The sequence below is a fragment of the Ramlibacter aquaticus genome (genome assembly GCF_015159745.1).
Classification (GTDB): domain Bacteria; phylum Pseudomonadota; class Gammaproteobacteria; order Burkholderiales; family Burkholderiaceae_C; genus Ramlibacter; species Ramlibacter aquaticus.
Genome location: NZ_JADDOJ010000003.1, coordinates 36,526 through 57,902, shown reverse-complemented (window position 1 = coordinate 57,902; position 21,377 = coordinate 36,526). Strand labels below are relative to the sequence as shown.

The 21,377-nt window shown below is 70.9% G+C and carries 26 protein-coding genes; 12 read left to right on the top strand and 14 right to left on the bottom strand.

The genetic code is table 11. The features are described from left to right. The first annotated feature begins 30 nt into the window (after positions 1 to 30). The 6 genes from lolA to IM725_RS01460 all read left to right on the top strand — a co-directional run bounded on the left by lolA (position 31) and on the right by IM725_RS01460 (position 5,711). Positions 31 to 672, top strand: coding sequence for an outer membrane lipoprotein chaperone LolA (gene lolA, locus IM725_RS01485; protein WP_193778793.1), 642 nt, complete (start codon positions 31 to 33; stop codon positions 670 to 672). Next, positions 669 to 1,976 carry a replication-associated recombination protein A gene (locus IM725_RS01480; RefSeq protein ID WP_193778792.1) on the top strand — a complete coding sequence of 436 codons (1,308 nt, stop codon included), beginning with the start codon at positions 669 to 671 and terminating at the stop codon, positions 1,974 to 1,976. Before lolA ends, IM725_RS01480 begins: the two co-directional genes overlap by 4 nt. A gap of 173 nt (positions 1,977 to 2,149) precedes the next feature. Further along, positions 2,150 to 3,079 carry a branched-chain amino acid ABC transporter permease gene (locus IM725_RS01475; RefSeq protein ID WP_193778791.1) on the top strand — a complete coding sequence of 310 codons (930 nt, stop codon included), beginning with the start codon at positions 2,150 to 2,152 and terminating at the stop codon, positions 3,077 to 3,079. Positions 3,080 to 3,089: 10 nt separating this feature from the next. Continuing rightward, positions 3,090 to 4,178 carry an ABC transporter permease subunit gene (locus IM725_RS01470; RefSeq protein ID WP_193778790.1) on the top strand — a complete coding sequence of 363 codons (1,089 nt, stop codon included), beginning with the start codon at positions 3,090 to 3,092 and terminating at the stop codon, positions 4,176 to 4,178. Between the two features lie 16 nt (positions 4,179 to 4,194). Then, positions 4,195 to 4,998 (top strand): ABC transporter ATP-binding protein, encoded by an 804-nt coding sequence (locus IM725_RS01465; RefSeq protein ID WP_193778789.1) that lies wholly within the window; start codon positions 4,195 to 4,197, stop codon positions 4,996 to 4,998. Further along, on the top strand, positions 4,995 to 5,711 hold the full coding sequence (locus IM725_RS01460; RefSeq protein WP_193778788.1) for an ABC transporter ATP-binding protein: 717 nt from the start codon (positions 4,995 to 4,997) through the stop codon (positions 5,709 to 5,711). Before IM725_RS01465 ends, IM725_RS01460 begins: the two co-directional genes overlap by 4 nt. A gap of 40 nt (positions 5,712 to 5,751) precedes the next feature. Here the strand turns inward: IM725_RS01460 and IM725_RS01455 are convergent, their stop codons facing one another. The 3 genes from IM725_RS01455 to IM725_RS01445 form a co-directional block, all read right to left on the bottom strand. Beyond that, positions 5,752 to 6,336: an outer membrane beta-barrel protein gene (locus tag IM725_RS01455; protein ID WP_193778787.1), complete on the bottom strand. Its 585-nt coding sequence runs from the start codon at positions 6,334 to 6,336 to the stop codon at positions 5,752 to 5,754. 94 nt (positions 6,337 to 6,430) lie between these two features. Then, positions 6,431 to 7,408: a Bug family tripartite tricarboxylate transporter substrate binding protein gene (locus IM725_RS01450; RefSeq protein ID WP_193778786.1), complete on the bottom strand. Its 978-nt coding sequence runs from the start codon at positions 7,406 to 7,408 to the stop codon at positions 6,431 to 6,433. After that, a complete protein-coding gene (locus IM725_RS01445; RefSeq protein WP_193778785.1) occupies positions 7,405 to 8,484 on the bottom strand; it encodes a CDP-6-deoxy-delta-3,4-glucoseen reductase in 1,080 nt (359 codons plus the stop codon). Before IM725_RS01445 ends, IM725_RS01450 begins: the two co-directional genes overlap by 4 nt. A gap of 41 nt (positions 8,485 to 8,525) precedes the next feature. On the opposite strand from IM725_RS01445, the gene IM725_RS01440 reads away from it, so the two are divergent. The 3 genes from IM725_RS01440 (at position 8,526) to IM725_RS01430 (ending at position 10,104) form a co-directional block, all read left to right on the top strand. Next, the gene (locus IM725_RS01440) at positions 8,526 to 9,464 is read left to right on the top strand and encodes an SDR family oxidoreductase (RefSeq protein ID WP_193778784.1); all 939 of its coding nucleotides are present in this window, start codon (positions 8,526 to 8,528) and stop codon (positions 9,462 to 9,464) included. Between the two features lie 186 nt (positions 9,465 to 9,650). Continuing rightward, entirely contained in the window at positions 9,651 to 9,851 is a 201-nt protein-coding gene (locus tag IM725_RS01435; protein ID WP_193778783.1) for a hypothetical protein, read from the top strand. Beyond that, positions 9,844 to 10,104 carry a hypothetical protein gene (locus tag IM725_RS01430; protein WP_193778782.1) on the top strand — a complete coding sequence of 87 codons (261 nt, stop codon included), beginning with the start codon at positions 9,844 to 9,846 and terminating at the stop codon, positions 10,102 to 10,104. The genes IM725_RS01435 and IM725_RS01430 overlap by 8 nt, the downstream gene beginning before the upstream one ends. A 16-nt stretch (positions 10,105 to 10,120) precedes the next feature. Here the strand turns inward: IM725_RS01430 and IM725_RS01425 are convergent, their stop codons facing one another. Next, a complete protein-coding gene (locus tag IM725_RS01425) occupies positions 10,121 to 10,798 on the bottom strand; it encodes an RluA family pseudouridine synthase (RefSeq protein WP_193778781.1) in 678 nt (225 codons plus the stop codon). On the opposite strand from IM725_RS01425, the gene IM725_RS01420 reads away from it, so the two are divergent. The 3 genes from IM725_RS01420 to IM725_RS01410 all read left to right on the top strand — a co-directional run bounded on the left by IM725_RS01420 (position 10,797) and on the right by IM725_RS01410 (position 12,919). Continuing rightward, on the top strand, positions 10,797 to 11,165 hold the full coding sequence (locus IM725_RS01420) for a DMT family protein (RefSeq protein WP_193778780.1): 369 nt from the start codon (positions 10,797 to 10,799) through the stop codon (positions 11,163 to 11,165). The two genes, IM725_RS01425 and IM725_RS01420, sit on opposite strands and share 2 nt — an antisense overlap. 88 nt (positions 11,166 to 11,253) lie before the next feature. Further along, the gene (locus IM725_RS01415) at positions 11,254 to 11,901 is read left to right on the top strand and encodes a DUF47 domain-containing protein (RefSeq protein ID WP_193778779.1); all 648 of its coding nucleotides are present in this window, start codon (positions 11,254 to 11,256) and stop codon (positions 11,899 to 11,901) included. 7 nt (positions 11,902 to 11,908) lie between these two features. Then, positions 11,909 to 12,919: an inorganic phosphate transporter gene (locus IM725_RS01410; RefSeq protein ID WP_193778778.1), complete on the top strand. Its 1,011-nt coding sequence runs from the start codon at positions 11,909 to 11,911 to the stop codon at positions 12,917 to 12,919. 4 nt (positions 12,920 to 12,923) lie between these two features. On the opposite strand, the gene IM725_RS01405 is transcribed toward IM725_RS01410, so the two are convergent. The 10 genes from IM725_RS01405 to IM725_RS01360 all read right to left on the bottom strand — a co-directional run bounded on the left by IM725_RS01405 (position 12,924) and on the right by IM725_RS01360 (position 21,360). Next, on the bottom strand, positions 12,924 to 13,451 hold the full coding sequence (locus IM725_RS01405) for a GNAT family N-acetyltransferase (RefSeq protein WP_193778777.1): 528 nt from the start codon (positions 13,449 to 13,451) through the stop codon (positions 12,924 to 12,926). Positions 13,452 to 13,578: 127 nt separating this feature from the next. Further along, positions 13,579 to 14,913, bottom strand: coding sequence for a glycosyl hydrolase family 8 (locus IM725_RS01400; RefSeq protein ID WP_193778776.1), 1,335 nt, complete (start codon positions 14,911 to 14,913; stop codon positions 13,579 to 13,581). Positions 14,914 to 15,936: 1,023 nt separating this feature from the next. Then, the gene (gene fliR / locus IM725_RS01395) at positions 15,937 to 16,689 is read right to left on the bottom strand and encodes a flagellar biosynthetic protein FliR (protein WP_193778775.1); all 753 of its coding nucleotides are present in this window, start codon (positions 16,687 to 16,689) and stop codon (positions 15,937 to 15,939) included. Between the two features lie 10 nt (positions 16,690 to 16,699). Continuing rightward, a complete protein-coding gene (gene fliQ, locus IM725_RS01390) occupies positions 16,700 to 16,969 on the bottom strand; it encodes a flagellar biosynthesis protein FliQ (RefSeq protein WP_193778774.1) in 270 nt (89 codons plus the stop codon). After that, complete coding sequence (gene fliP, locus IM725_RS01385) at positions 16,966 to 17,706, bottom strand: flagellar type III secretion system pore protein FliP (protein ID WP_193778773.1); 741 nt, start codon at positions 17,704 to 17,706, stop codon at positions 16,966 to 16,968. The genes fliQ and fliP overlap by 4 nt, the downstream gene beginning before the upstream one ends. Further along, positions 17,703 to 17,978 carry a flagellar biosynthetic protein FliO gene (gene fliO / locus IM725_RS01380; RefSeq protein WP_193778772.1) on the bottom strand — a complete coding sequence of 92 codons (276 nt, stop codon included), beginning with the start codon at positions 17,976 to 17,978 and terminating at the stop codon, positions 17,703 to 17,705. The genes fliP and fliO overlap by 4 nt, the downstream gene beginning before the upstream one ends. A gap of 30 nt (positions 17,979 to 18,008) precedes the next feature. After that, entirely contained in the window at positions 18,009 to 18,431 is a 423-nt protein-coding gene (gene fliN, locus IM725_RS01375; protein WP_193778771.1) for a flagellar motor switch protein FliN, read from the bottom strand. Between the two features lie 17 nt (positions 18,432 to 18,448). Further along, positions 18,449 to 19,456 carry a flagellar motor switch protein FliM gene (gene fliM / locus IM725_RS01370; RefSeq protein ID WP_193778770.1) on the bottom strand — a complete coding sequence of 336 codons (1,008 nt, stop codon included), beginning with the start codon at positions 19,454 to 19,456 and terminating at the stop codon, positions 18,449 to 18,451. Positions 19,457 to 19,463: 7 nt separating this feature from the next. Next, complete coding sequence (locus IM725_RS01365; RefSeq protein ID WP_193778769.1) at positions 19,464 to 20,063, bottom strand: flagellar basal body-associated FliL family protein; 600 nt, start codon at positions 20,061 to 20,063, stop codon at positions 19,464 to 19,466. A 100-nt stretch (positions 20,064 to 20,163) separates the two neighbouring features. Continuing rightward, positions 20,164 to 21,360, bottom strand: coding sequence for a flagellar hook-length control protein FliK (locus tag IM725_RS01360; protein ID WP_193778768.1), 1,197 nt, complete (start codon positions 21,358 to 21,360; stop codon positions 20,164 to 20,166). Positions 21,361 to 21,377: the final 17 nt, after the last annotated feature.

The window sequence follows — 21,377 nt, the reverse complement described above, 5'->3', positions numbered from 1 at the left end:
CGGCCGCGCCCGCGGTGCCAGAATAGCCGCATGAAACGCATTCCCACGTGCCTGGCGGCGCTGCTTCTGGGCGCCTTCGCGCTGGCGGCGCACGCCGACGGCCTGTCCAGCCTCGAGGCCTTCGTCAAGACCGCGAAGTCCGGCCACGCCGAGTTCACCCAGGTGGTGACGCCGCCCCCGCGCAACGGCCAGGCCCAGCGCCCCAAGACCTCCAGCGGCAGCTTCGAGTTCTCCCGCCCCAACCGCTTCCGTTTCGACTACCGCAAGCCCTTCGAGCAGAGCATCGTGGCCGACGGCGAGACGCTGTGGCTCTACGACGCCGACCTGAACCAGGTCACCGCCCGCAAGCAGGCCGCGGTGCTGGGCTCCACGCCCGCCGCGCTGATCGCCTCCGCCGCCGACCTGGCCACGCTCAAGCGCGACTTCGAGCTCAGCGACGACGGCAGCAAGGACGGGCTGGACTGGGTGCGCGCCACCCCGCGCGCCAGCGACGGCCAGCTGCGCGCCCTGCGCGCCGGCTTCAAGGGCGATGCGCTCGCGCAGCTGGAGATCGACGACAGCTTCGGCCAGCGCTCCGTGCTCAGCTTCGAGCACATGGCGCTGAACGCCGGCGTGCCCGCGGCCCGCTTCCAGTTCAAGCCGCCGCAGGGCGCCGCGGTGCTGCGCCAGTGAGCGGCGCGCACGTCCCGCTGGCGGAGCGGCTGCGCCCGCGCAGCCTGGGCGACGTGATCGGCCAGCAGCACCTTCTTGGCGAGGGCATGCCGCTGCGCATCGCCTTCGAGTCGGGGCGACCGCACAGCTGCATCCTCTGGGGACCGCCGGGCACGGGCAAGACCACCATCGCCCGCCTCATGGCGGACGCCTTCGACGCGCAGTTCATCACCATCAGCGCGGTGCTGGGCGGCGTGAAGGACATCCGCGAGGCGGTGGAGCAGGCGCAGGCCGCGCTGGGCACGCCGCTGGAGCGCGCCGCCGGCGGCGGGCGCCGCACCATCGTCTTCGTCGACGAGGTGCACCGCTTCAACAAGAGCCAGCAGGACGCCTTCCTGCCGCACGTGGAGTCCGGCCTCTTCACCTTCATCGGCGCGACCACCGAGAACCCGTCCTTCGAGGTGAACTCGGCGCTGCTCTCGCGGGCCGCGGTCTACGTGCTGCAGCCGCTGTCGGAAGAGGACCTGCGCCAGATCGCCGCCCGCGCCGAGGCGGTGGGCGGGGTGCCGCCCCTGGAGGCGGCGGCCCTGGAGCGGCTGGTGGCCTACGCCGACGGCGATGCGCGCCGCCTGCTCAACACGCTGGAGACCCTGGGCGTCGCCGCCGAGAAGGAGCAGGTGGCGACGATCACCGACGCCTGGCTGCTCAAGGTGCTGGGCGAGCGCATGCGCCGCTACGACAAGGGCGGCGAGCAGTTCTACGACACCATCAGCGCGCTGCACAAGTCGGTGCGCGGCTCGGACCCCGACGCCGCGCTCTACTGGCTGGTGCGCATGCTCGACGGCGGCGCCGACCCGCGCTACATGGCGCGCCGCCTGGTGCGCATGGCCGCCGAGGACATCGGCCTGGCCGACCCACGCGCGCTGCGCCTGGCGCTGGACGCGAGCGAGGTCTACGAGCGGCTGGGCTCGCCCGAGGGCGAACTCGCGCTGGCCGAGTGCACGGTCTACCTGGCCATCGCGCCCAAGTCGAACGCCGTGTACGCCGCCTACAACGAGGCCCGCGCCTTCGTGAAGAAGGACGGCACCCGGCCCGTGCCCATGCACCTGCGCAACGCGCCCACCCGCCTCATGAAGGACCTCGACTACGGCAAGGGCTACCGCTACGCGCACGACGAGGAGGGCGGCTTCGCCGCGGGCGAGCGCTACCTGCCCGAGGGCATGGCCGCGCCCGGCTTCTACCGCCCGGTGGAACGCGGCCTGGAAATCCGCATCGCCGAACGCCTGCGCGAATTGCGTCGCCTGAACGAACAGGTCAGGTCATAAGCTGGGCTAATGGCCGGGCTCGAATGCCCGTGCGCGCGGGTAAACCCGGCGACCCCCCCGGCAGAGCCCCCGCTACGCTTGGCTACAATCCCGGGCGCTAAACCCGCCGAAGTACTCACTGGCGGGTTTTTTGCTAGTTGGATGTTCCACAAGAACACGGAGCGAGAGACCTTATGGAAATTCTGCTGCAACAGATCATCAACGGTCTGGTCCTGGGCAGCATGTATGCCTTGGTGGCCCTGGGCTACACCATGGTGTACGGCATCATCAACCTGATCAACTTCGCCCATGGCGAGGTGCTGATGGTGGGCGCGCTCACCAGCTGGGCGATCATCACCAAGATGCAGGAGGCGATGCCCGGCCTGCCCGGCTGGCTGGTGCTGGCCATCTCGCTGGTGCTGTCCTGCGTGGTCGCCGCGACCCTGAACTTCGTCATCGAGAAGGTCGCCTACCGGCCGCTGCGCAACAGCCCGAAGCTCGCGCCCCTGATCACCGCGATCGGCATGTCCATCCTGCTGCAGACGCTGGCGATGATCATCTTCAAGCCGAACTACAAGGCTTACCCGACGCTGCTGCCCGCGGTGCCCTACCAGGTCGGCGGCGCGGTGATCACCGCCACGCAGATCATGATCCTGGGCTTCACCGCGGTCTCGCTGGCCACGCTGATGTACCTGGTGAACTACACCCGGCTGGGACGCGCCATGCGGGCCACCGCCGAGAACCCGCGCGTGGCCGCGCTCATGGGCGTGAAGCCCGACACGGTCATCTCCGCCACCTTCGTCATCGGCGCGGTGCTGGCCACCATCGCCGGCGTGATGTACGCCTCCAACTACGGCACGGTGCAGCACACCATGGGCTTCCTGCCCGGCCTCAAGGCCTTCACCGCCGCGGTGTTCGGCGGCATCGGCAACCTCGCCGGCGCGGTGGTCGGCGGCCTGCTGCTGGGGCTGATCGAGTCCATCGGCTCGGGCTACATCGGCGCGCTCACCGGTGGCGTGCTGGGCAGCAACTATGCCGACATCTTCGCCTTCATCGTGCTGATCATCATGCTCACGCTGCGCCCCTCCGGCCTGCTGGGCGAGCGCGTGGCCGACCGCGCCTGAGGAACCCACCATGGACAAGCAGAAAAAGATCCTGGCCTACGCCGCTGGCGCCGTGGCCCTCGTCGTGCTGCCGCTGCTGCTGCAGGACGCCGGCAACTTCTGGGTGCGCATCGCCGACTTCGCGCTGCTGTACGTGCTGCTCGCGCTGGGCCTGAACATCGTGGTGGGCTTCGCCGGCCTGCTGGACCTGGGCTACGTGGCCTTCTTCGCCATCGGCGCCTACATGTACGCGCTGCTGGCCTCGCCGCACCTGACCGACAACTTCCCCTGGATCGCGGCCTACTTCCCCGACGGGCTGCACCTGCCGCTGTGGATCGTGATCCCGGCTGCGGCGGCGCTGGCCGGCCTCTTCGGCATCCTGCTGGGCGCGCCCACGCTGAAGCTGCGTGGCGACTACCTGGCCATCGTCACCCTGGGCTTCGGCGAGATCATCCGCGTGTTCATGAACAACCTGGACGCGCCGGTGAACCTCACCAACGGCCCCAAGGGCATCGGCCAGATCGATTCCTTCCACGTGTTCAACCTCAACCTGGGCAAGCCGCACGAGCTCTTCGGCTTCACCATCAACGCGGTCACCAACTACTACTTCCTGTTCCTGCTGCTGGTGCTGGCCTCGGTGCTGATCTGCCACCGGCTGGAGGTCTCCCGCATCGGCCGCGCCTGGATGGCCATCCGCGAGGACGAGATCGCCGCCAAGGCCATGGGCATCAACACCCGCAACATGAAGCTGCTGGCCTTCGGCATGGGCGCCACCTTCGGCGGCGTGTCGGGCGCGATGTTCGCGGCCTTCCAGGGCTTCGTCTCGCCCGAGTCCTTCAGCCTGATGGAGTCGGTGATGATCGTCGCCATGGTGGTGCTGGGCGGCATCGGCCACCTGCCGGGCGTGATCCTGGGCGCGGTGCTGCTGTCGGCCCTGCCCGAGGTGCTGCGCTGGGTCTCCGGCCAGTTCGACCTGCAGTCCATCACCGACGGCCGCCTGGACGCCGCCATCCTGCGCCAGCTGCTGATCGCCCTGGCCATGATCATCGTCATGCTGCTGCGCCCGCGCGGCCTGTGGCCCACGCGTGAGCACGGCAAGTCCCTGCAGCAGGCGCGCTGAAGGAAGGACGCACACCATGGCAGACATCGTCCTCAAGGTCGCGGGCATCTCCAAGCGATTCGGCGGCCTGCAGGCCCTCTCCGACGTCGGGCTCACCATCGAGCGCGGCCAGGTCTACGGCCTGATCGGCCCCAACGGCGCCGGCAAGACCACCTTCTTCAACGTCATCACCGGCCTGTACACGCCCGATTCGGGCAGCTTCGAGCTGGCCGGCAAGCCCTACCAGCCGACGGCGGTGCACGAGGTCGCCCGCGCCGGCATCGCACGCACCTTCCAGAACATCCGCCTCTTCGCCGAGATGACCGCCCTGGAGAACGTGATGGTGGGCCGCCACGTGCGCACCCACTCCGGGCTGCTGGGCGCGATCTTCCGCACCGGCGGCTTCAAGGAGGAAGAGCGGCAGATCACCGAGCGCGCCCGCGAACTGCTCGAGTACGTGGGCATCGCCAAGTACGCCGACTACAAGGCCCGCACCCTGTCCTACGGCGACCAGCGCCGCCTGGAGATCGCCCGCGCCCTGGCGACCGACCCGCAGCTGATCGCGCTGGACGAGCCGGCCGCCGGCATGAACGCCACCGAGAAGGTGATGCTGCGCGAGCTGATCGACCGCATCCGCAAGGACAACCGCACCATCCTGTTGATCGAGCACGACGTGAAGCTGGTGATGGGCCTGTGCGACCGCGTCACCGTGCTCGACTACGGCAAGCTGATCGCCGAGGGCACGCCCTACGACGTGCAGCGCAACGAGAAGGTGATCGAGGCCTACCTGGGCCACAGCCACACGAACGCGCCCGCCAAGGGCGAGGGAGACGCAGCATGAGCCAGACGCTGCTGAAGGTGAAGGGCCTGAAGGTCGCCTATGGCGGCATCCAGGCCGTCAAGGGCGTGGACTTCGAGGTCCGCGAGGGCGAGCTGGTCACCCTGATCGGCTCCAACGGCGCCGGCAAGACCACCACCATGAAGGCCATCACCGGCCTGCTGCCGATCAACGCCGGCGACATCGAGTACCTGGGCCAGAGCATCCGCGGCCGCGGCCCCTGGGACCTGGTCAAGCAGGGCCTGGCCATGGTGCCGGAAGGCCGTGGCGTGTTCACGCGCATGACCATCACCGAGAACCTGCAGATGGGCGCGCACATCCGCAAGGACACGGCCGGCATCGCCCAGGACATCGACAAGGTCTTCACCATCTTCCCGCGCCTGAAGGAGCGCCGCGACCAGCTCGCCGGCACCATGTCCGGCGGCGAGCAGCAGATGCTGGCCATGGGCCGCGCGCTCATGAGCCGGCCCAAGGTGCTGCTGATGGACGAGCCTTCCATGGGCCTGTCGCCCATCATGGTGGACAAGATCTTCGAGGTGGTGAAGGACGTCTACGCCCAGGGCGTGACGGTGCTGCTGGTCGAGCAGAACGCGAGCCGCGCGCTGGCCATCGCCGACCGCGGCTACGTGATGGACTCCGGCATGATCACCATGAGCGGCGAGGCCCGTCAGATGCTGGACGACCCCAAGGTGCGCGCCGCCTACCTGGGCGAGTGAGGCCCCCGCGCCGGCGCGGCCTCCCCGTGCCTGCGCGGCTTCAGTAGCGCAGGCGCAGCCCCAGGCTGGTCGAGCGCACCGGGTCGCGCGAGCCGCCGGGGAAGCGGAAGTCCTGGCTGTCCATCTCCAGGGTGGCCGACAGGCGCGGTGTGATGTCGTAGCTCACGCCGCCGCCCCAGGCCAGGCCGAAGCCGGTTTCGGCGTTGCCTGCCGGCGCGGCGCCCATGACGCTGCTGTCGGTGCGGCCGTAGGTGGTGCCCAGGCGGCCGAACACGCCGACCGAGGACGCCAGCCGTGCCCGTCCCACCACGCTGAAGTTGAGCCCCTGGGCGTGCGTCTCGCCGCCCAGCCGGGGCACGCGGCCCATGTCCACCCAGGAGAATTCGGCGCCCCAGTGCTTGCCCAGGTCGGTGCCGGCGGTCAGGCGCGCCGCGCGGTCGTCACGGGTGCACAGCAGCTGGGTGCTCTGGTCGCAGGCGACGCCGAAACGGTCGGTGCCCAGGCTCAGGCCCAGGTAGCGCCCGGGGGCCAGGCCGGAGCCGGGGGCGGCCTGCGCGTGCGCGGCGCCCGTGGCCATGCCCAGGAAGGATGCCAGAACCAGCCCCATCGAACGTCCCACGCCCATGACCTGCTCCCGGTGGTTGAAGAGCCACTGTACAGAGCCGTACGGGATTTGTCGCGTAGGACGGGTCCCACGGGGCCTGTAGGACGGCCGGGATTCAGTCGACCTTGGCGCCGGACAGCTTCACCACGCGCTGGTACTTGGCCAGTTCGGCCTTCATGAAGGCCCCGAACTCCTGCGGGGTGCTGGGCACCGGCTCGGCCAGCAGGGCGGCGAAGCGGGCCTGGGCCTCGGGCGCGCGCAGCGCGGCGGTGAAGGCCGCGTTCAGCTTGTGCACCAGCTCCGGCGCCATGCCCGCCGGGCCCACCAGGCCCCACCAGGTGTCGATCGCGAAGCCGGGCAGGGTGTCGGCGACCGGCGGCACGTCCGGCAGGGCCGGCGAGCGGCGCAGCGTGGTGACGGCCAGGGCCTTGAGCTTGCCGGCCCGGATGTTGGGGGCGGCGGTGGCCAGGTTGTCGAAGTTGAAGTCGACCTGGCCCGACAGCAGCGCCAGCTGGGCCGGGTTGCCGCCGTTGTAGGGGATGTGCACGGCGAAGATGCCGGCGCCCTGCTTGAACATCTCGCCCGCCAGGTGGCCGGCGCTGCCGTTGCCGCCGCTGCCGTAGTTGAGCTTGCCCGGGTGGGCCTTGGCATAGGCGATCAGGTCGGCCAGGCTGTGGATCTTCAGGCGGGCCGCGGTCTCGGCGTTCATCACCAGCACGTTGGGCACCCGCACCATCTGCGTGATGGGCGTGAAGTCGCGCAGCGCGTCGTAGGGCATGCGGGGGAACAGCCAGGGGTTGATCGCATGCGTGGCCACGGCCGCGATGCCCAGGGTGCTGCCGTCCGGGGCCGCCTTGGCGACCATGTCGGCGCCGATGTTGCCGCCGCCGCCGGGCCGGTTGTCCACGATCACCGTGCCCAGGGTGTCCCTGACATGCTCGGCGAGCACGCGCGCGGTGGCGTCGATGGGGCCGCCCGCCGCGTAGGGCACGACCAGCCGGATCGGCTTGCCGCCCGGCTGGGCCAGGGCGGGCAGGGCGAGCGCGGCCGTGCCGGCGGCGCTGGTGAGCAGGAAGTGGCGGCGGTCCGTCATGCGCTGTGCTTGTCGGCTTCGGTGGTGAAGGAATCGGCGAAGAACTCCTCGGCCGGCAACCCGCAGGCGGCGCCGTACTCGGCGCGCGCGGACTCCACCACGATGGGCGCGCCGCAGGCGTAGACCTGGTGGCCGGAGAGGTCGGGGAAGTCCTGCATCACGGCGCGGTGGACGAAGCCGGTGCGCCCGGTCCAGTTGTCCTCGGGCAGCGCGTCGGAGACCACCGGCACGTAACGCAGCTGGGGCATCTCGGCCAGGCGGGCCCGCACCCAGTCGTCCATGTACAGGTCGGCCGGCCGGCGGCCGCCCCAGTACAGCGTGGCCGGGCGGGCGATGCCCTTGAACTGCATGTGCTCGATCAGCGCCTTGATGGGGGCGAAGCCGGTGCCCGAGGCCAGCAGCACCAGGGGCTTGGCCGAGTCCTCGCGCAGGAAGAAGCTGCCGAAGGGGCCCTCGCAGCGCAGGATCTCCTTCTCCTTCATGGCGGTGAAGACGTGGTCGGTGAACTTGCCGCCGGGCATGTGGCGGATGTGCAGCTCGACCACGGGGCCCGCCGGCACGGTGCCGGCCACGGGGGCCAGCAGGGTGTGCGGCGCGTTCGCCATGGAATAGCTGCGGCGCGCGCCGTCGCGCAGGATGAATTCGATGTACTGGCCGGCGTGGTAGCGGATGGTGTCGTTGGCCGGCAGCTGCAGGCGCACCCGCATCACGTCGTGCGACACCTTCTCCAGCGAGAGCACGCGCGAGGGCATCTTGCGGACGGGGAAGGCGCTCTCGTCGGTGACCTGGCGCGACTCCAGCACCAGGTCGGACTGGGGCACGCCGCAGCAGGTGAGGATGTAGCCCTGGGCCTCCTCCTCGGCCGACAGCGCCTTGCTCTGGTGCGGGTCGTGGACGACGCTGCCTTCCAGCTTCTTGCACTTGCAGGAGCCGCAGGCGCCGTCCTTGCAGCCGTAGGGCATGCCCACGCCCTGGCGGATCGCGGCCGCGAGGATGGCCTCGCCGGCCTCGGCACTGAAGCTGCGCCCGCTGGGTTCCACCTTGACCTGGAAGGGGCCGGCTGCGGCACTCGTCATTTCGTTATCCTAGTGAGCTGTTAGCGGAAGAACCCACGATTTTGCCTTCAATCCAGAGCCCACTCGGCGCGCTGCCCGCGCGCTTTCGCCGTGAACGCGTCCTCATCGTCGGCTGTGGCGACGTCGGCCTGCGCGTGGCGCGCGAGCTGCGCGGCCGCGTCAGCCTGCGCGCCCTCACCTCCAGCCCGGCGCGCGCGCCGCAGCTGCGCGAGCGCGGCCTGCTGCCCCTGGCCGGCAACCTGGACGACATCGCGACGCTGGCGCGGCTGGCGGGCATCGCCACCCGGGTCGTGCACCTGGCACCGCCGCCGGGCGAAGGCGAGCAGGCCCTATGGTGGCGCGACCCGCGCACCGCGCGCCTGATGGCGGTGCTGCTGCGCCGCAGCCGCCCGGTCTCGCTGGTCTACGGCTCGACCTCGGGCGTGTACGGCGATTGCGGCGGCGACTGGGTCCCCGAGTCGCGGCCGGTGGCGCCGCGCACGCCCCGCGCGCAGCGCCGCGTGGATGCCGAGCGCGCCGTGCGCCACTTCGCCCGCGCGGGCGCGAGCCGCGCCAGCATCCTGCGCATCCCCGGCATCTACGCCCCCGACCGGGTGGGCGGCACGCCGCGCGACCGGCTGCAGAAGGGCACGCCCGTGCTCGCGCCCGAGGACGACGTCTACACCAACCACATCCACGCCGACGACCTGGCGCGCGCCGTGGTCGCCGCTCTCTGGCGCGGCCGGCCGCAGCGGGTCTACCACGCGAGCGACGACAGCCAGCTGAAGATGGGCGACTACTTCGACCTGGCGGCCGACCTGTACGGCCTGCCGCGGCCACCTCGCGTGCCGCGCGACGCCGCCCAGGCCACGCTGCCGCTGATGCTGCTGAGCTTCATGTCCGAGTCGCGCCGCCTGCGCAACGACAGGCTGCGCGAGGAACTGGGGCTGCGGCTGCGCTACCCCGGCGTGCGCGAAGGCCTGCAGGACGCGCCGCGCTGAAGGGCTGGCCGCGCGCCAACCGCCCGTGCGGCTCGCGTATAGTGGGTCACTTCTCCTGGACGGCCTGCTTCGTGCCCTGGCCGGATGCTCGGCTCACCGCAGCCGCCGGGACCCTGACAGCGCACCGCAGGAGTCCCGCGGCGCGGTCGTCAACGCCCTGCGGTGGCCTCCTGCCAAGGAGAACCCATGCGCGACGATCTCAAGACGGTCATCCACCAGGATGGCCTGCGCTACGAGAGCAAGGTGGGCGGCAGCCCCTACCTGGGCGAGTCCGGCACCATGAGCTGCATCCTGTGCGGCCGCCACCGCCCGCGCTCCCTGCTGCGCCCCGTGGTCATGGCCGGCGCCCGCCAGTACCGCTGCCGCGAGGAATGCCGCAATGGCTGAGGCCCTCGAGGAATCCACGAACTGGTGGGCCCAGGAGCTGGCCCTGGTGGAGGGCGCGGCCCTGCGCATCGAAGGCCTGGAGGCGGTCGCCCGCGGCGCCTTCGTGCGCCACCGCGAGAGCCTGGGGCCCGAGGGCGGCGCGGCGCTGCTGCGTTCGCACGAGCTCGCCACCTGGCTGCAGGCTCGCCGCGACACCGACGCGGCCTGGGGCCGCTGGTACGAGGTGATGGTGGCGCGCCCGCCCGAGGGCTGAGGCCCGCGCCCGTCCGCTAGAAGGGCGGCGGGCTGCGCCAGCGCAGGGCCTCGCCGCTGCCGGGGTGCGCCACGCCCAGTTCACTGGCATGCAGCAGCAGGCGCGGTGCCGCGGCCTGCACCTGCGGCGGCGCGTACAGCGCATCGCCCAGGATGGGGTGGCCGATGGCCTGCAGGTGCACGCGCAGCTGGTGGGTGCGTCCCGTCAGGGGCTCGAGCTCCAGCCGCGTGGTCCCGTCCCCGTGGCCCAGCACCCGCCAGCGCGTGAGGCTGGGCCGTCCGTGCGTGGTGTCCACCTTCTGCATGGGCCGGCGCGGCCAGTCGGCCGCCAGCGGCAGCGCGATGCAGGACCAGCCCTCGTCGTCCGCGTCCGCAGGCGTCGCCAGCCGGCCCGCGACCACGGCCTGGTAGCGCTTGGCCACCTCGCGCTGCTCGAAGGCGGCCGACAGTTGCCGCTGCGCCATCAGCCCGCGCGCCATCAGCAGCAGGCCCGAGGTCGCCATGTCCAGCCGGTGCACGATGCGCGCCTCCGGGTACAGGCGCTGTACCCGGGCGGCCAGGCAGTCCTGCTTGTCCGCGCCGCGGCCGGGCACGGCCAGCAGGCCCGCCGGCTTGTCCAGCACCAGCAGCAGCCCATCCGCATGCAGCAACCCCAGGCCTGCGCGCGCGGGCGGCGCTTCCCATAATCGGGCCATGAATTTCCTCTCAGGCATTCCCTTCACCGTGCAGACCGTGCTGCTGCTCGTGGCGTCCAACTGCTTCATGACCATGGCCTGGTACGGCCACCTCAAGAACTTGGCCAGCTCCCCCTGGTACGTGGCCGCCCTGGTGAGCTGGGGCATCGCGCTCTTCGAATACATGCTGCAGGTGCCGGGCAACCGCATCGGTTTCGAGTCCGCCGGCCTCACTGTCGCGCAGCTCAAGATCATCCAGGAGGTGATCACGCTGTGCGTGTTCGTGCCCTTCGCCTGGATCTACCTGGACCAGCCGCCGCGCCTGGACTTCCTGTGGGCCGGCCTGTGCCTGGTCGGCGCGGTGTATTTCGTCTTCCGCGGCGCCTGACGGTGGGCCTGGCCCGCGGCAGGGCCGGGCGGGGGCGCAGTTACACTCCCGCCTGTCATTCCATTGTCATATAAAGAAAGGCGACCCCATGCTGCTGGGCAAGCTCCTGCCGCGCGAGGGCAACTTCTTCGAAATGTTCAATCAGCACGCGGACCGTGTGGTCGAGGCCGCGCGTGCCTTCTCGCAGCTGGTGGCGAACTACGGTGACGCGCACCTGCGCGAGCAATACAACCGCGACGTGGACAACGCCGAGCGCGCCGCCGACCGCGTGACGCACGACGTCAACCGGCTGATCCACAAGACCTTCATCACGCCGATCGACCGCGAGCAGATCCACACGCTCATCAACACCATGGACGACGTGGCCGACCTGATCCAGGACTCGGCCGAAACCATGGCGCTGTACGACGTGCGGCACATGACCGAGGAGATCTCCCGCCTGACCGAGCTCAGCGTCAAGTGCTGCGAGCGCATGCGCGAGGCGGTCGGCATGCTGGCCAAGCTGAGCGAGAAGGGCACGCCCGAGGCGGCGCTCAAGACCTGCGAGGAGATCGACAAGCTCGAGTCCGACGCCGACCGCGTGATGCGTTCCGCCATGAGCAAGCTCTTCCGCGAGGAGCCCGACGTGCGCGAGGTCATCAAGCTCAAGGCCATCTACGAGCTGCTGGAGACGATCACGGACAAGTGCGAGGACGTCGCCAACGTGATCGAGGGCATCGTCCTCGAGAACTCCTGAGCCGGCCATGGATACCGCACAGGCCGCCCTGGGGGTGGTGATCATGCTGGTCGTCCTGGCCCTGGCCTTCGACTTCATGAACGGCTTCCACGACGCGGCGAACTCCATCGCCACCGTGGTGTCCACCGGCGTGCTCAAGCCCACCACCGCGGTGGCCTTCGCCGCCTTCTTCAACCTGCTCGCCATCGCCGTCTTCCACCTCAGCGTGGCCGCGACCGTGGGCAAGGGCATCGTGGAGCCCGGCGTGGTGGACGTGCACGTGGTGTTCGGGGCCCTGGTGGGCGCCATCATCTGGAACGTCATCACCTGGTACTACGGCATCCCCAGCAGTTCCTCGCACGCGCTCATCGGCGGCATCGTCGGCGCGGTGATGGCCAAGGCCGGCTCGGGCTCGCTGATCGGCGCCGGCATCTGGAAGACCGTGGTCTTCATCTTCCTGTCGCCGGCCCTGGGCTTCGTCCTGGGCTCGCTGATGATGGTGCTGGTCGCCAACATCTTCCGGCGCGCCACGCCGGCCAAGGTCGACCGCTGGTTCCGCCGGCTGCAGCTGGCCTCGGCCGGCGCCTACAGCCTGGGCCACGGCGGCAACGATTCGCAGAAGACCATCGGCATCATCTGGATGCTGCTCATCGCCACCGGCCACGTGGCCGCCGGCGACAAGACGCCGCCCTCCTGGGTGATCCTGGGCTGCTACACGGCCATGGGCCTGGGCACGCTGTTCGGCGGCTGGCGCATCGTGAAGACCATGGGCCAGAAGATCACCAAGCTCAAGCCGGTCGGCGGCTTCTGCGCCGAGACCGGCGGTGCGCTGACGCTGTTCATCGCCACCGCCCTGGGGGTGCCGGTGTCCACCACGCACACCATCACGGGCGCCATCGTGGGCGTGGGCGCGACGCAGCGCGCCAGCGCCGTGCGCTGGGGCGTGGCCGGCAACATCATCTGGGCCTGGGTGCTCACCATCCCGGCCAGCGCCTTCATGGCGGCGATCGCCTACTGGATCAGCGGCCAGCTCTTCTGACCGATCAGCCGATGCGCGGCGGGCTGGGATGCAGCCGCGCCATCGACAGGCCGTCCACGTAGCGCCCGCCCTTGAAGGCGTAGCCCCTGTGGCGGCCTTCCTCCTCGAAGCCCATCGCGCGGTAGAGCGCGATCGCGCGCGGGTTGTCGGCGTGCACGTGCAGCTCGATGCGCAGCACCTGGGCCCAGTTGTCGGCCCAGTCCAGCAGCCGTTCCATCATGCGCCGCCCCAGGCCCTGGCCCTGCACCTCCTCGGCGAGTGCCAGGCCCAGGCTGCGTACGTGGGCGCGGCGCAGGCCGCCCACGACATACAGTCCGGCGCTGCCCACGATGCGCCCGCCCAGCACCGCCACCAGCTTGCAGGCCTGGGTGTCGACCTTGGCGAAGTGCTCCGTGCGCGAGGCCACGGGCATGTCGGGCAGCTGCAGCGTGCCCTCGAAGGTGCCCGGCAGGCCGATCAGGGCCGAGACGCCGGCGGCGTCGTCCGGTTCCATGCTGCGGATGAGGATGCCTGCCGCGGTGGCGGTGTCCATGCTGCGCTCCTTGTGGGATGAGCGGCTCATCTTGGGGCCGGCACCGGGGCCATGGGAAATGCCGGCTGTGCATGGGGCCATGCACAGCCGGGCCACGGGCCTCGCCCGCCCGGAGGAGGCAGGCCCGTCAGGCGGCCGTGGACCACCAGTTGCCGGAAGCCACCACCAGCGAGAGCAGCTGCAGCTCGGCGTCGTAGTAGTTGGTCGTCAGGTTCTTGGTGTTCCAGTCCCAGGTGGCGTCCACGAAGGTCTGGAAGCGGGCGTCCACGCAGCCGCCGGCGCAGATCGGGGCGATGAAGGCCGGGCCGTTGTTCGCGTCCAGCTTGGTGCCCGAGAGCGTGTAGCCGCAGCCGATGCCGGTCGGGTCGCCGCCGGTCGAGTCCTTGAAGAAGTCCAGCATGCGCGCCGTCACCAGCGCGAAGCGGGTGTCGCCCGAGAGCACGTAGTCCGAGGCGAAGCGCCAGGGGTCGCGGCAGGCGTTCCACCAGTAGAAGCCTTCCTTGTCGTTGCCGTCGCCGATGTAGCCGGTGGACGGGATCGGGTCGCCCGTGTTCGTGTTCATCACGAAGTCGGGCACCAGGCCGGTGGCCGGGGCGTAGGTGGTCTGCAGGTGGTCCAGGGTGGCGAAGGCCTTGTCGATCGCCAGCTGCCAGAAGGTGTCGCCCGTCGCGGCCAGGAAGGCGCGGAAGTGGCCCACCATGTAGTCGGAGCTGCGGTTGTTGGTGCCGAAGCGCGTGCCCTTGCTGGCGCCGTCCGCGTTGAAGTTGAAGGACTTGTGCGCGGCGATGGTGTTCTTGGCCTCCTGCAGGTAGTCCCAGGCACCGCCCGAGCCCCACTGGCGGTCCGCCATCAGCAGCGCCATGGCGATGTCCAGGTCGCCATCCATCGCGTTCCAGCCACCACCGGCGGAGCTGCCGTCGGCGTTGAGCTGCCATTCCATGAGGTACTTGCCGTTGGGGTCGTAGGTCACCACCCCGTAGGCGTAGCGGGCGCGCACCACGGCCAGCAGGCCGTCGAACAGGGCTTGCGCCTGCGGGTCGTGGCCGGCGAAGACCACGGCCAGCAGCATGCCGTAGCCCATGCCTTCGGAGACGGTGAGGTACTTCGAACTGAACAGCACGGCCTTGCCGCCCGGCACCACGTTGTCGGCGGCCACCACGCGGGCGGCCTTCCAGGCGTCGTACTGCGCGGCCAGGGTCGCGTCCATGGTGGCGGCGGCCACCGAGGGGTGGATGCCGGCGACATAGGGCTTCAGGCGGCTGCCGAAGGGGTAGCCGCGCACGGGGGCGACCCGCGACAGCGCGGCGGGGGTGGCGTTGGTGGCGGCGGTCGAGGTCGCAGCGGCGGCATCGGCCGAAGCGGCGCTCGCTGCGGCCGGGCTGCCACCGCCCCCGCCGCCGCAACCGGCGATGGACAGGGCAAAGGCGGCGGAGCCGGACTGCAGGAACAGGCGTCGTTTCATCATCTCTTTCGGTTCAAGCTCAACGAAAGGCGCGACTCTAGTAGGAGACGTCCGACATCCGCCTTCCGGCCGTCCTGCAGTCGTAACGAAGTGCCGAGTTTGTTGTGTGGAAGAGTTCACACCCGGCTGGGCTGCCCCCCAGCGACTCAACCGGATTCGTAAGCAGGCTCAGCGATAAGCCTTACGAATGTTCACGCCACCGCTGAGCGTTCGGGCGCGTTCCGCGGGGCGCGAAGCTCAGCGGTGTGGCTTGCGATTGCTCTGCCGGCGGCTGGTCCTCAGCAGAAGGTTGTTGTGTTGAGTGCGTTGATGCCTTGCAGGCGGCGGATGCCCTGGCGGGCGGCCTCCCCACTCTCCCCCCGCCCTCTCGCCCCAGTGGGGCGAGAGGGAGCCCAACACCCATCGGGTTGCCGGTCTCCGACCACGGAGAAACAGGCGTTGCGTCGCCACCCCCTGGGCCCGCCACGGCCCGTGCCTGCTGTTGGGGCCGCCGGCCGACGCCCGGGCGCCGAGCCACCGAGCCACCGAGCCACCGGGCCACTGAGTCACTGAGTCACATATCTGCCGACCTGCCGACCTGCCGACCCGCCGATCCGCTAGGCCGCTGAGCCGGGCCCTAATCAGATCAGCTGAGGCCGCACGGTAGGCTTGGGCCGTGGTGGGCTCTCGCCGTGGCGGGTATCGCCATTTCTATGCAGCCGGCTCCCCACGCCGAACAGGAATTGAAGGTCAGAGGGCGAAGCGCAGCGGGCCCCGGCTCGGCGCCCATCCGTTGGCGGTGGCCCCAACAGCGGGCACGGGCCGTGGTGGGCCCGGGTGGTGGCGGCGTCACGCCGGTTTCTCCGTCGCCGGAGGGCGACAACCAGATGGGTGTTGGGCTCCCTCTCGCCCCACTGGGGCGAGAGGGCGGGGGGAGAGTGGGGAGGCCGCCCGCCAGGGCATCCGCCGCCCGCAGGGCAGCAGGCAGAAGCAAACCAGCAGGCGCTCTGCAGGCCAGCCGGCGCCCAGCCGACAGTGCCCATCTCAGCGCGCGATGAAAGTCCGCAGCGCCTCGTCCAGCGGCCCGACCATGTGCTGCACCCCGAAAGCCAGCGCCGACAGTCCCGCGATCAGCGTGACCGGGAAGCCGACCGAGAAGATGCTCAGCTGCGGCGCCACGCGCGAGGTGAAGCCCAGCACCAGGTTGACGAAGAGCATGAGCAGCGTGGCCGGCAGCGCCAGCGTGAGCGCGAGCCGGAACACGTCCGAGCCCAGCAGGTCGATGCGCACCAGGCTGATCGCGCCCAGCGGGTCGGCCGCGATGGGCAGGCTGCGGAAGGTGGCCACCAGCGCCTCCACCAGCAGCAGGTGCCCGTCGGCGGCGATGAAGAGCAGCATGGCCAGCGTGTGCAGCCAACTGCCCACCGCCGATTCGCTGCCGCCGTGCGGATCGAAGAAGCCGGCGAAGGAGAAGCCCATCTGCAGGCCGATCAGCTCGCCCGCGATCTCGAACACGGCGAACAGCAGCCGCGCGGCGAAGCCCAGCGCCAGGCCGATGCCCACCTGCTGGGCGACCAGGCCCAGCCCCGCCGCGCTGCCCAGCGAGAGGCCGGGCGGCACGTCCGCGAAGGGCGCCACCGCGACCGCGATGGCGAAGGCAGCGGCCACCCGCGCGCGCACCGGAAAGCCCCGGTGCGAGAGCAGGGGCGCCGCGCTGAACAGCGCCAGCACGCGCAGGAAGGGCAACAGCAGCCCGGCCAGCCAGGTGTCCAGCTGCAGCTGGCTGAACGTGACCATGGCGCGGCGCTCAGCCCACCGAGCCGGGAATGCTGAGGATCACCTGGCGGATCCAGTCCACCAGCAGGGTCATCATCCAGGGCCCGGCGATGCCCAGGGTGGCCAGCACCGCGAGCAGCTTGGGCAGGAAGGACAGCGTGGCCTCGTTGATCTGCGTGACGGCCTGCAACAGGCTCACGGCCAGGCCGACGACCAGGGCCACCAGCAGCACCGGCGCGCACACGGTCACCAGCATCTCCATGGCCGAGCGGCCGAAGGTGAGCACGGATTCGGGCGTCACGAGGCGCTCCCGAAGCTGGCCACCAGCGAGCCGATGAGCAGGTTCCAGCCGTCGGCCAGCACGAAGAGCATGAGCTTGAAGGGCAGGGCGACCAGCACCGGCGACAGCATCATCATTCCCATGGACATGAGTACGCTGGCGACGATGAGGTCGATCACGATGAAGGGGATGAAGACCATGAAGCCGATCTGGAAGGCGGTCTTCAGTTCGCTGGTGACGAAGGCCGGCACCACGATGCGCAGCGGGACGTCGGCCGCCTTGGGGGCCGCCGGCTGGCCGGCGATGCGCTGGAACAGCGCCAGGTCGGCCTCGCGGGTCTGCTTGAGCATGAAGGCGCGCAGCGGGTCGCTGCCGCGTGCCACGGCCTCCTCGAAGGCCATCTTCTGCTCGCTGTAGGGCTTGTAGGCCTCGTTGTAGACCTTGTCCAGCGTCGGGCCCATGATGAAGAAGGTGAGGAACAGCGACAGCCCCACCAGCACCTGGTTGGGCGGCGTGGTCTGCAGGCCCAGGGCCTGGCGCAGCAGGCTGAGCACGATGATCAGGCGGGTGAAGCTGGTCATCAGCAGCAGCACCGCGGGCAGGAAGGACAGCGCGCCGAAGATCAGCAGCGTCTGCACCGGCACCGAATAGGTGGTGGTGGCGCCGCTGGTCTGGGCGGTGAAGCCGAAGGGGGTGGACTGGGCCCAGGCCGCGGCGCCCGAGGCGGCCAGCAGCAGGCCGGTGGCGAGGCGCTTCATGGCGTGCCGCGCTCGCGCTGGAAGACCGGCGAGGCCTGCTCGGCCAGCAGGGTCACCTGCTGCGGCGTGACGCCCAGCACCAGGGTGCGGTCGGCCATGCGCACCAGCACCACCCGTTCGCGCGCGCCCAGGGCCACCTGCGCGGTGACCTCCAGCTCGCGCGGCGCGCCGGGCGGGCGGAAGGTCTGCACGCGCTTGAGCAGCCACAGCACGCCGGGAATCAGCGCCAGCACCAGCAGCAGCATCAGGAAGGACCAGGCGGTCGAGGCCATGTGGGGACTTCTTCGAAAGGGGGAAGGGGGTCAGCGGCTGAGCCGGCGCATGCGCTCGGACGGCGTGACGATGTCGGTGAGGCGGATGCCGAACTTGTCGTTGACGACCACCACCTCGCCCTGGGCGATGAGGAAGCCGTTGACCAGCACGTCCATGGGCTCGCCGGCCAGGGCATCCAGCTCGATCACCGAGCCCTGCGCCAGCTGCAGGATGTGCTTGATCGGGATGCGCGTGCGGCCCAGCTCGACGGTGAGCTGCACCGGGATGTCCAGCACCAGGTCGATGTCCTCGCGCTGGGCGCCGGGCGCACCCGCGCCCAGGCGCGGGAAGACGGCTGGGCTGTCGGCGGTCGCCACGGCGTTCTGCGCGCCGCCGGTGGCCTCGGCCTCGGCCAGCGCTGCGGCCCAGTCGTCGGCCATCTCGTCCTGGGGGGTGGTCTCTGCGGTGGACATGGTGCTTCCTTGGGCTGTCAGGGCTTGAGCGGGGCGCTGCCGTCGTTGGGCAGCGCGTGCTGGGTGAGGAACTCGCGGATGCGCAGGCCGTAGTGCGGGCCCAGCGTGCCGTAGTCGCATTCGAAGACGGGCACGCCGTCGACCTTGGCGGTCAGCGTGGGCGCGCGGTCCAGCTCGACGAAGTCGCCCACCTTGAGCGACATCAGCTCGCGCACCGTGGCCTGGCTGTAGCCCAGCTCGGCGGCGATCTCGACCTCGGCCGACTGGATCTGCTGCGTCAGCAGGGACAGCCAGCGGCGGTCGGGGCCGCCGTTGTCGCCTTGCAGCGGCGAGTACAGGATCTCGCGGATCGGCTCGAAGGTGGAATAGGGGATGCAGATGTGCATGGCCCCGCCGCTGTCGCCGAACTCGATCTCGAAGCTGGTGGTGACCACGATTTCCGAGGGCGTGGCGATGTTGGCGAACTGCGTGTGCATCTCCGAGCGGGCGTACTCCAGCTCGATCGGGTAGATGCTGGACCAGCTCTTGGCGTACTCGCCGGCGATCACTTCCACCAGGCGCAGGATGATGCGCTGCTCGGTGGCGGAGAACTCGCGGCCCTCGATGCGCGCCGTGGGCAGGCCGGCGCCGCCGAACAGGTTGTCGATCACCGTGAACACGAGCTTGGGATCGCAGATCAGCAGGCCCGAGCCGCGCAGCGGCCGCACGTGCATGATGTTGATGTTGGTGGGCACCGCCACGTTGCGCAGGAAGGCGCTGAACTTCTGCACCCGCACCGGGCCGACCGAGATGTCGGGGTTGCGGCGCATGAAGTTGAAGACGCCGATGCGGAAGTTGCGGGCGAAGCGCTCGTTCACGATCTCCAGCGTGGGCATGCGCCCGCGCACGATGCGCTCCTGGCTGGAGAGGTCGTAGCTGCGTACGCCCCCCGCCTCCTGCGGCGCGTCGTCGCTCGCGCTGTCCTCGCCGTTCACCCCAGCCAGCAGGGCGTCGACTTCTTCCTGGGAGAGGGCGTGCTGGGCCATGCGCGTCTTACTGGACGATGAACTGCGAGAACAGCACGCCGCGGATCGGGTTCTCGACCCCCGCGACCTTGGTGCCGCCCTCGGCCTTGGGGGTCTCGGCGGCGGCCAGGGCCGCGGGCGCCGCGGCGCCGGAGGCCGCGGAGGCGGCCGCCATGGCCGGCGGCACGCGGGTGTAGTTGTGCTGCACGACGGGAATGCCCAGCGCCAGCGCCGAGCGTTCGCGGATCTGCTCGGCCAGCTGCTGCTTGCCTTCCACGCTCAGCAGGTCCTCCATCTCCTTGGACGACAGGAGCAGCAGGATCTCGTTGCGGATCGCCGGCAGGCGGTCCTTGATCTTCATCTCCAGCTCGGGGTCCTCGAACTGCAGCGTCACCCCGACCTGGGCGAAGCGCTCGCCGCGCGGGTCCTGCAGGTTGACGGTGAAGGTCTCCAGCGTGGTGTAGAGCGGCTTCTTGGGCGGCTCCTTCTTCTCGGCCGCGGCTTCGTGGTGGCTGCCGCCCATCACGTACCAGGTGGTCCCGGCGGCGCCGCCGGCCAGCAGCAGGGTGCCCAGGGCGATGAGGAGCAGCTTGCTTTTCTTCTTCGGGGGTGTGGCGGCGTCGGACATGGAAGGCTCCTGGATGGAAGCCATTGTGCGAACGCAGTGCCGCCGGCAAACCCGGGATAAGGGCCGGAAACCCGGGTGTTTTCGGCGCGCCCCGCGGCGCTCAGGCGTAGAGGTCGAGCACGCCGGCGCCGGGCCGCAGGGTCACGCTGTGCCGCACAGGCGCGGCGGCGCCCAGGGCGGACGGGCCCGCGGCGGCGCGGCTGCGCGTCGCGCGCGCGGCCTGGGCCTGCGCCTGCGCGTCCTGCTGGCCTGCCTGCGCGTGCTGGCCGACGCCCGCCTGGCCCAGCGAAAGGCCTTGCGCGGCCAGCATTTCCCGCAGGGCCGGCAGGGCCTGGGCGATGCCCTCGCGCGTGGTGGCGTGGGCGGCGCTGAAATGGATGTCGGCCACCTGGGCCTGCAGCGTGAGCTCGATGCGGATCGGGCCCAGGTCGGCCGGGTTCAGGCTCAGCTCGGCCTGCTGCACGCCGGCGCCGGCCATCAGGTCCACCTGCGCCGCGAGGTCGCCCGCGAAGCGGGCGTCCAGCGGGTGCGAGGGCAGGGCGGCCTGGTGCACGGGCGTGCCGGCGGCCACGTCCGGCATAGCGGCCTGCCCCGGGCCCAGCGCGGCGGCCAGTGCGGTGGCGTCCGGGCCGCCGGGGGCGGCCTGCTCCTTGGCCGGCGCGCTGCCGCGGGCCGCATCGCCGGCGGCGGCGAGCGCGGCAGCGAAGGCCGGGGCGGCCTGCAGGGCGGGGTCCGCGGCGGGCGCCGCGCGGTCCAGGGCGATCGCGAGCCCGGGGGGCTGCGCCAGGGCCTTGTCGGTGTGGTGCGCGGCCGCCGCGGCCGCCGGACCCGAGGCGACGCCATCGGCAGCGTCCGCCAGGGCGCTGGTGGCTGCGGTGCCCGTGGCGCTGCCCCTGCCGTGGCCGGCCGGTGCATGGCCCGGTGAGCCGGGTGCGGTGCCAGGCCCCTGCGCCTGGGCCTGGGCCTGCGCGAGCGCCAGCCAGTGCGGCAGGGGCAGGGTGCCCAGGGGGAGCTGCCCCGGCACGGCGGCCAGGGCCGTGCCTGCGCCGCTGGTGGCGGTGCCCGCGTCCGCGCTGTTGGGGGTGGCGGCCCCGGCGGCCGTGCCCAGCGCGCCGTCCGTGCCGGCGTCCCCGGTGGCGGCCGCGAGCGCGTCCAGCATGGCGGAGAAGGCATCACCGCCGCCATCGGCCGCATCGGTCAGCGAGGCGACGGCGCGGGCGCCGTGGGCGGCACCGGCCTGGGCCGCGCCGGCACGCGCGTGGCTGGCAGGGGCGCCGTGGGCGGCAGGGGAGGTCATGGAGGTCATGGCGTCTC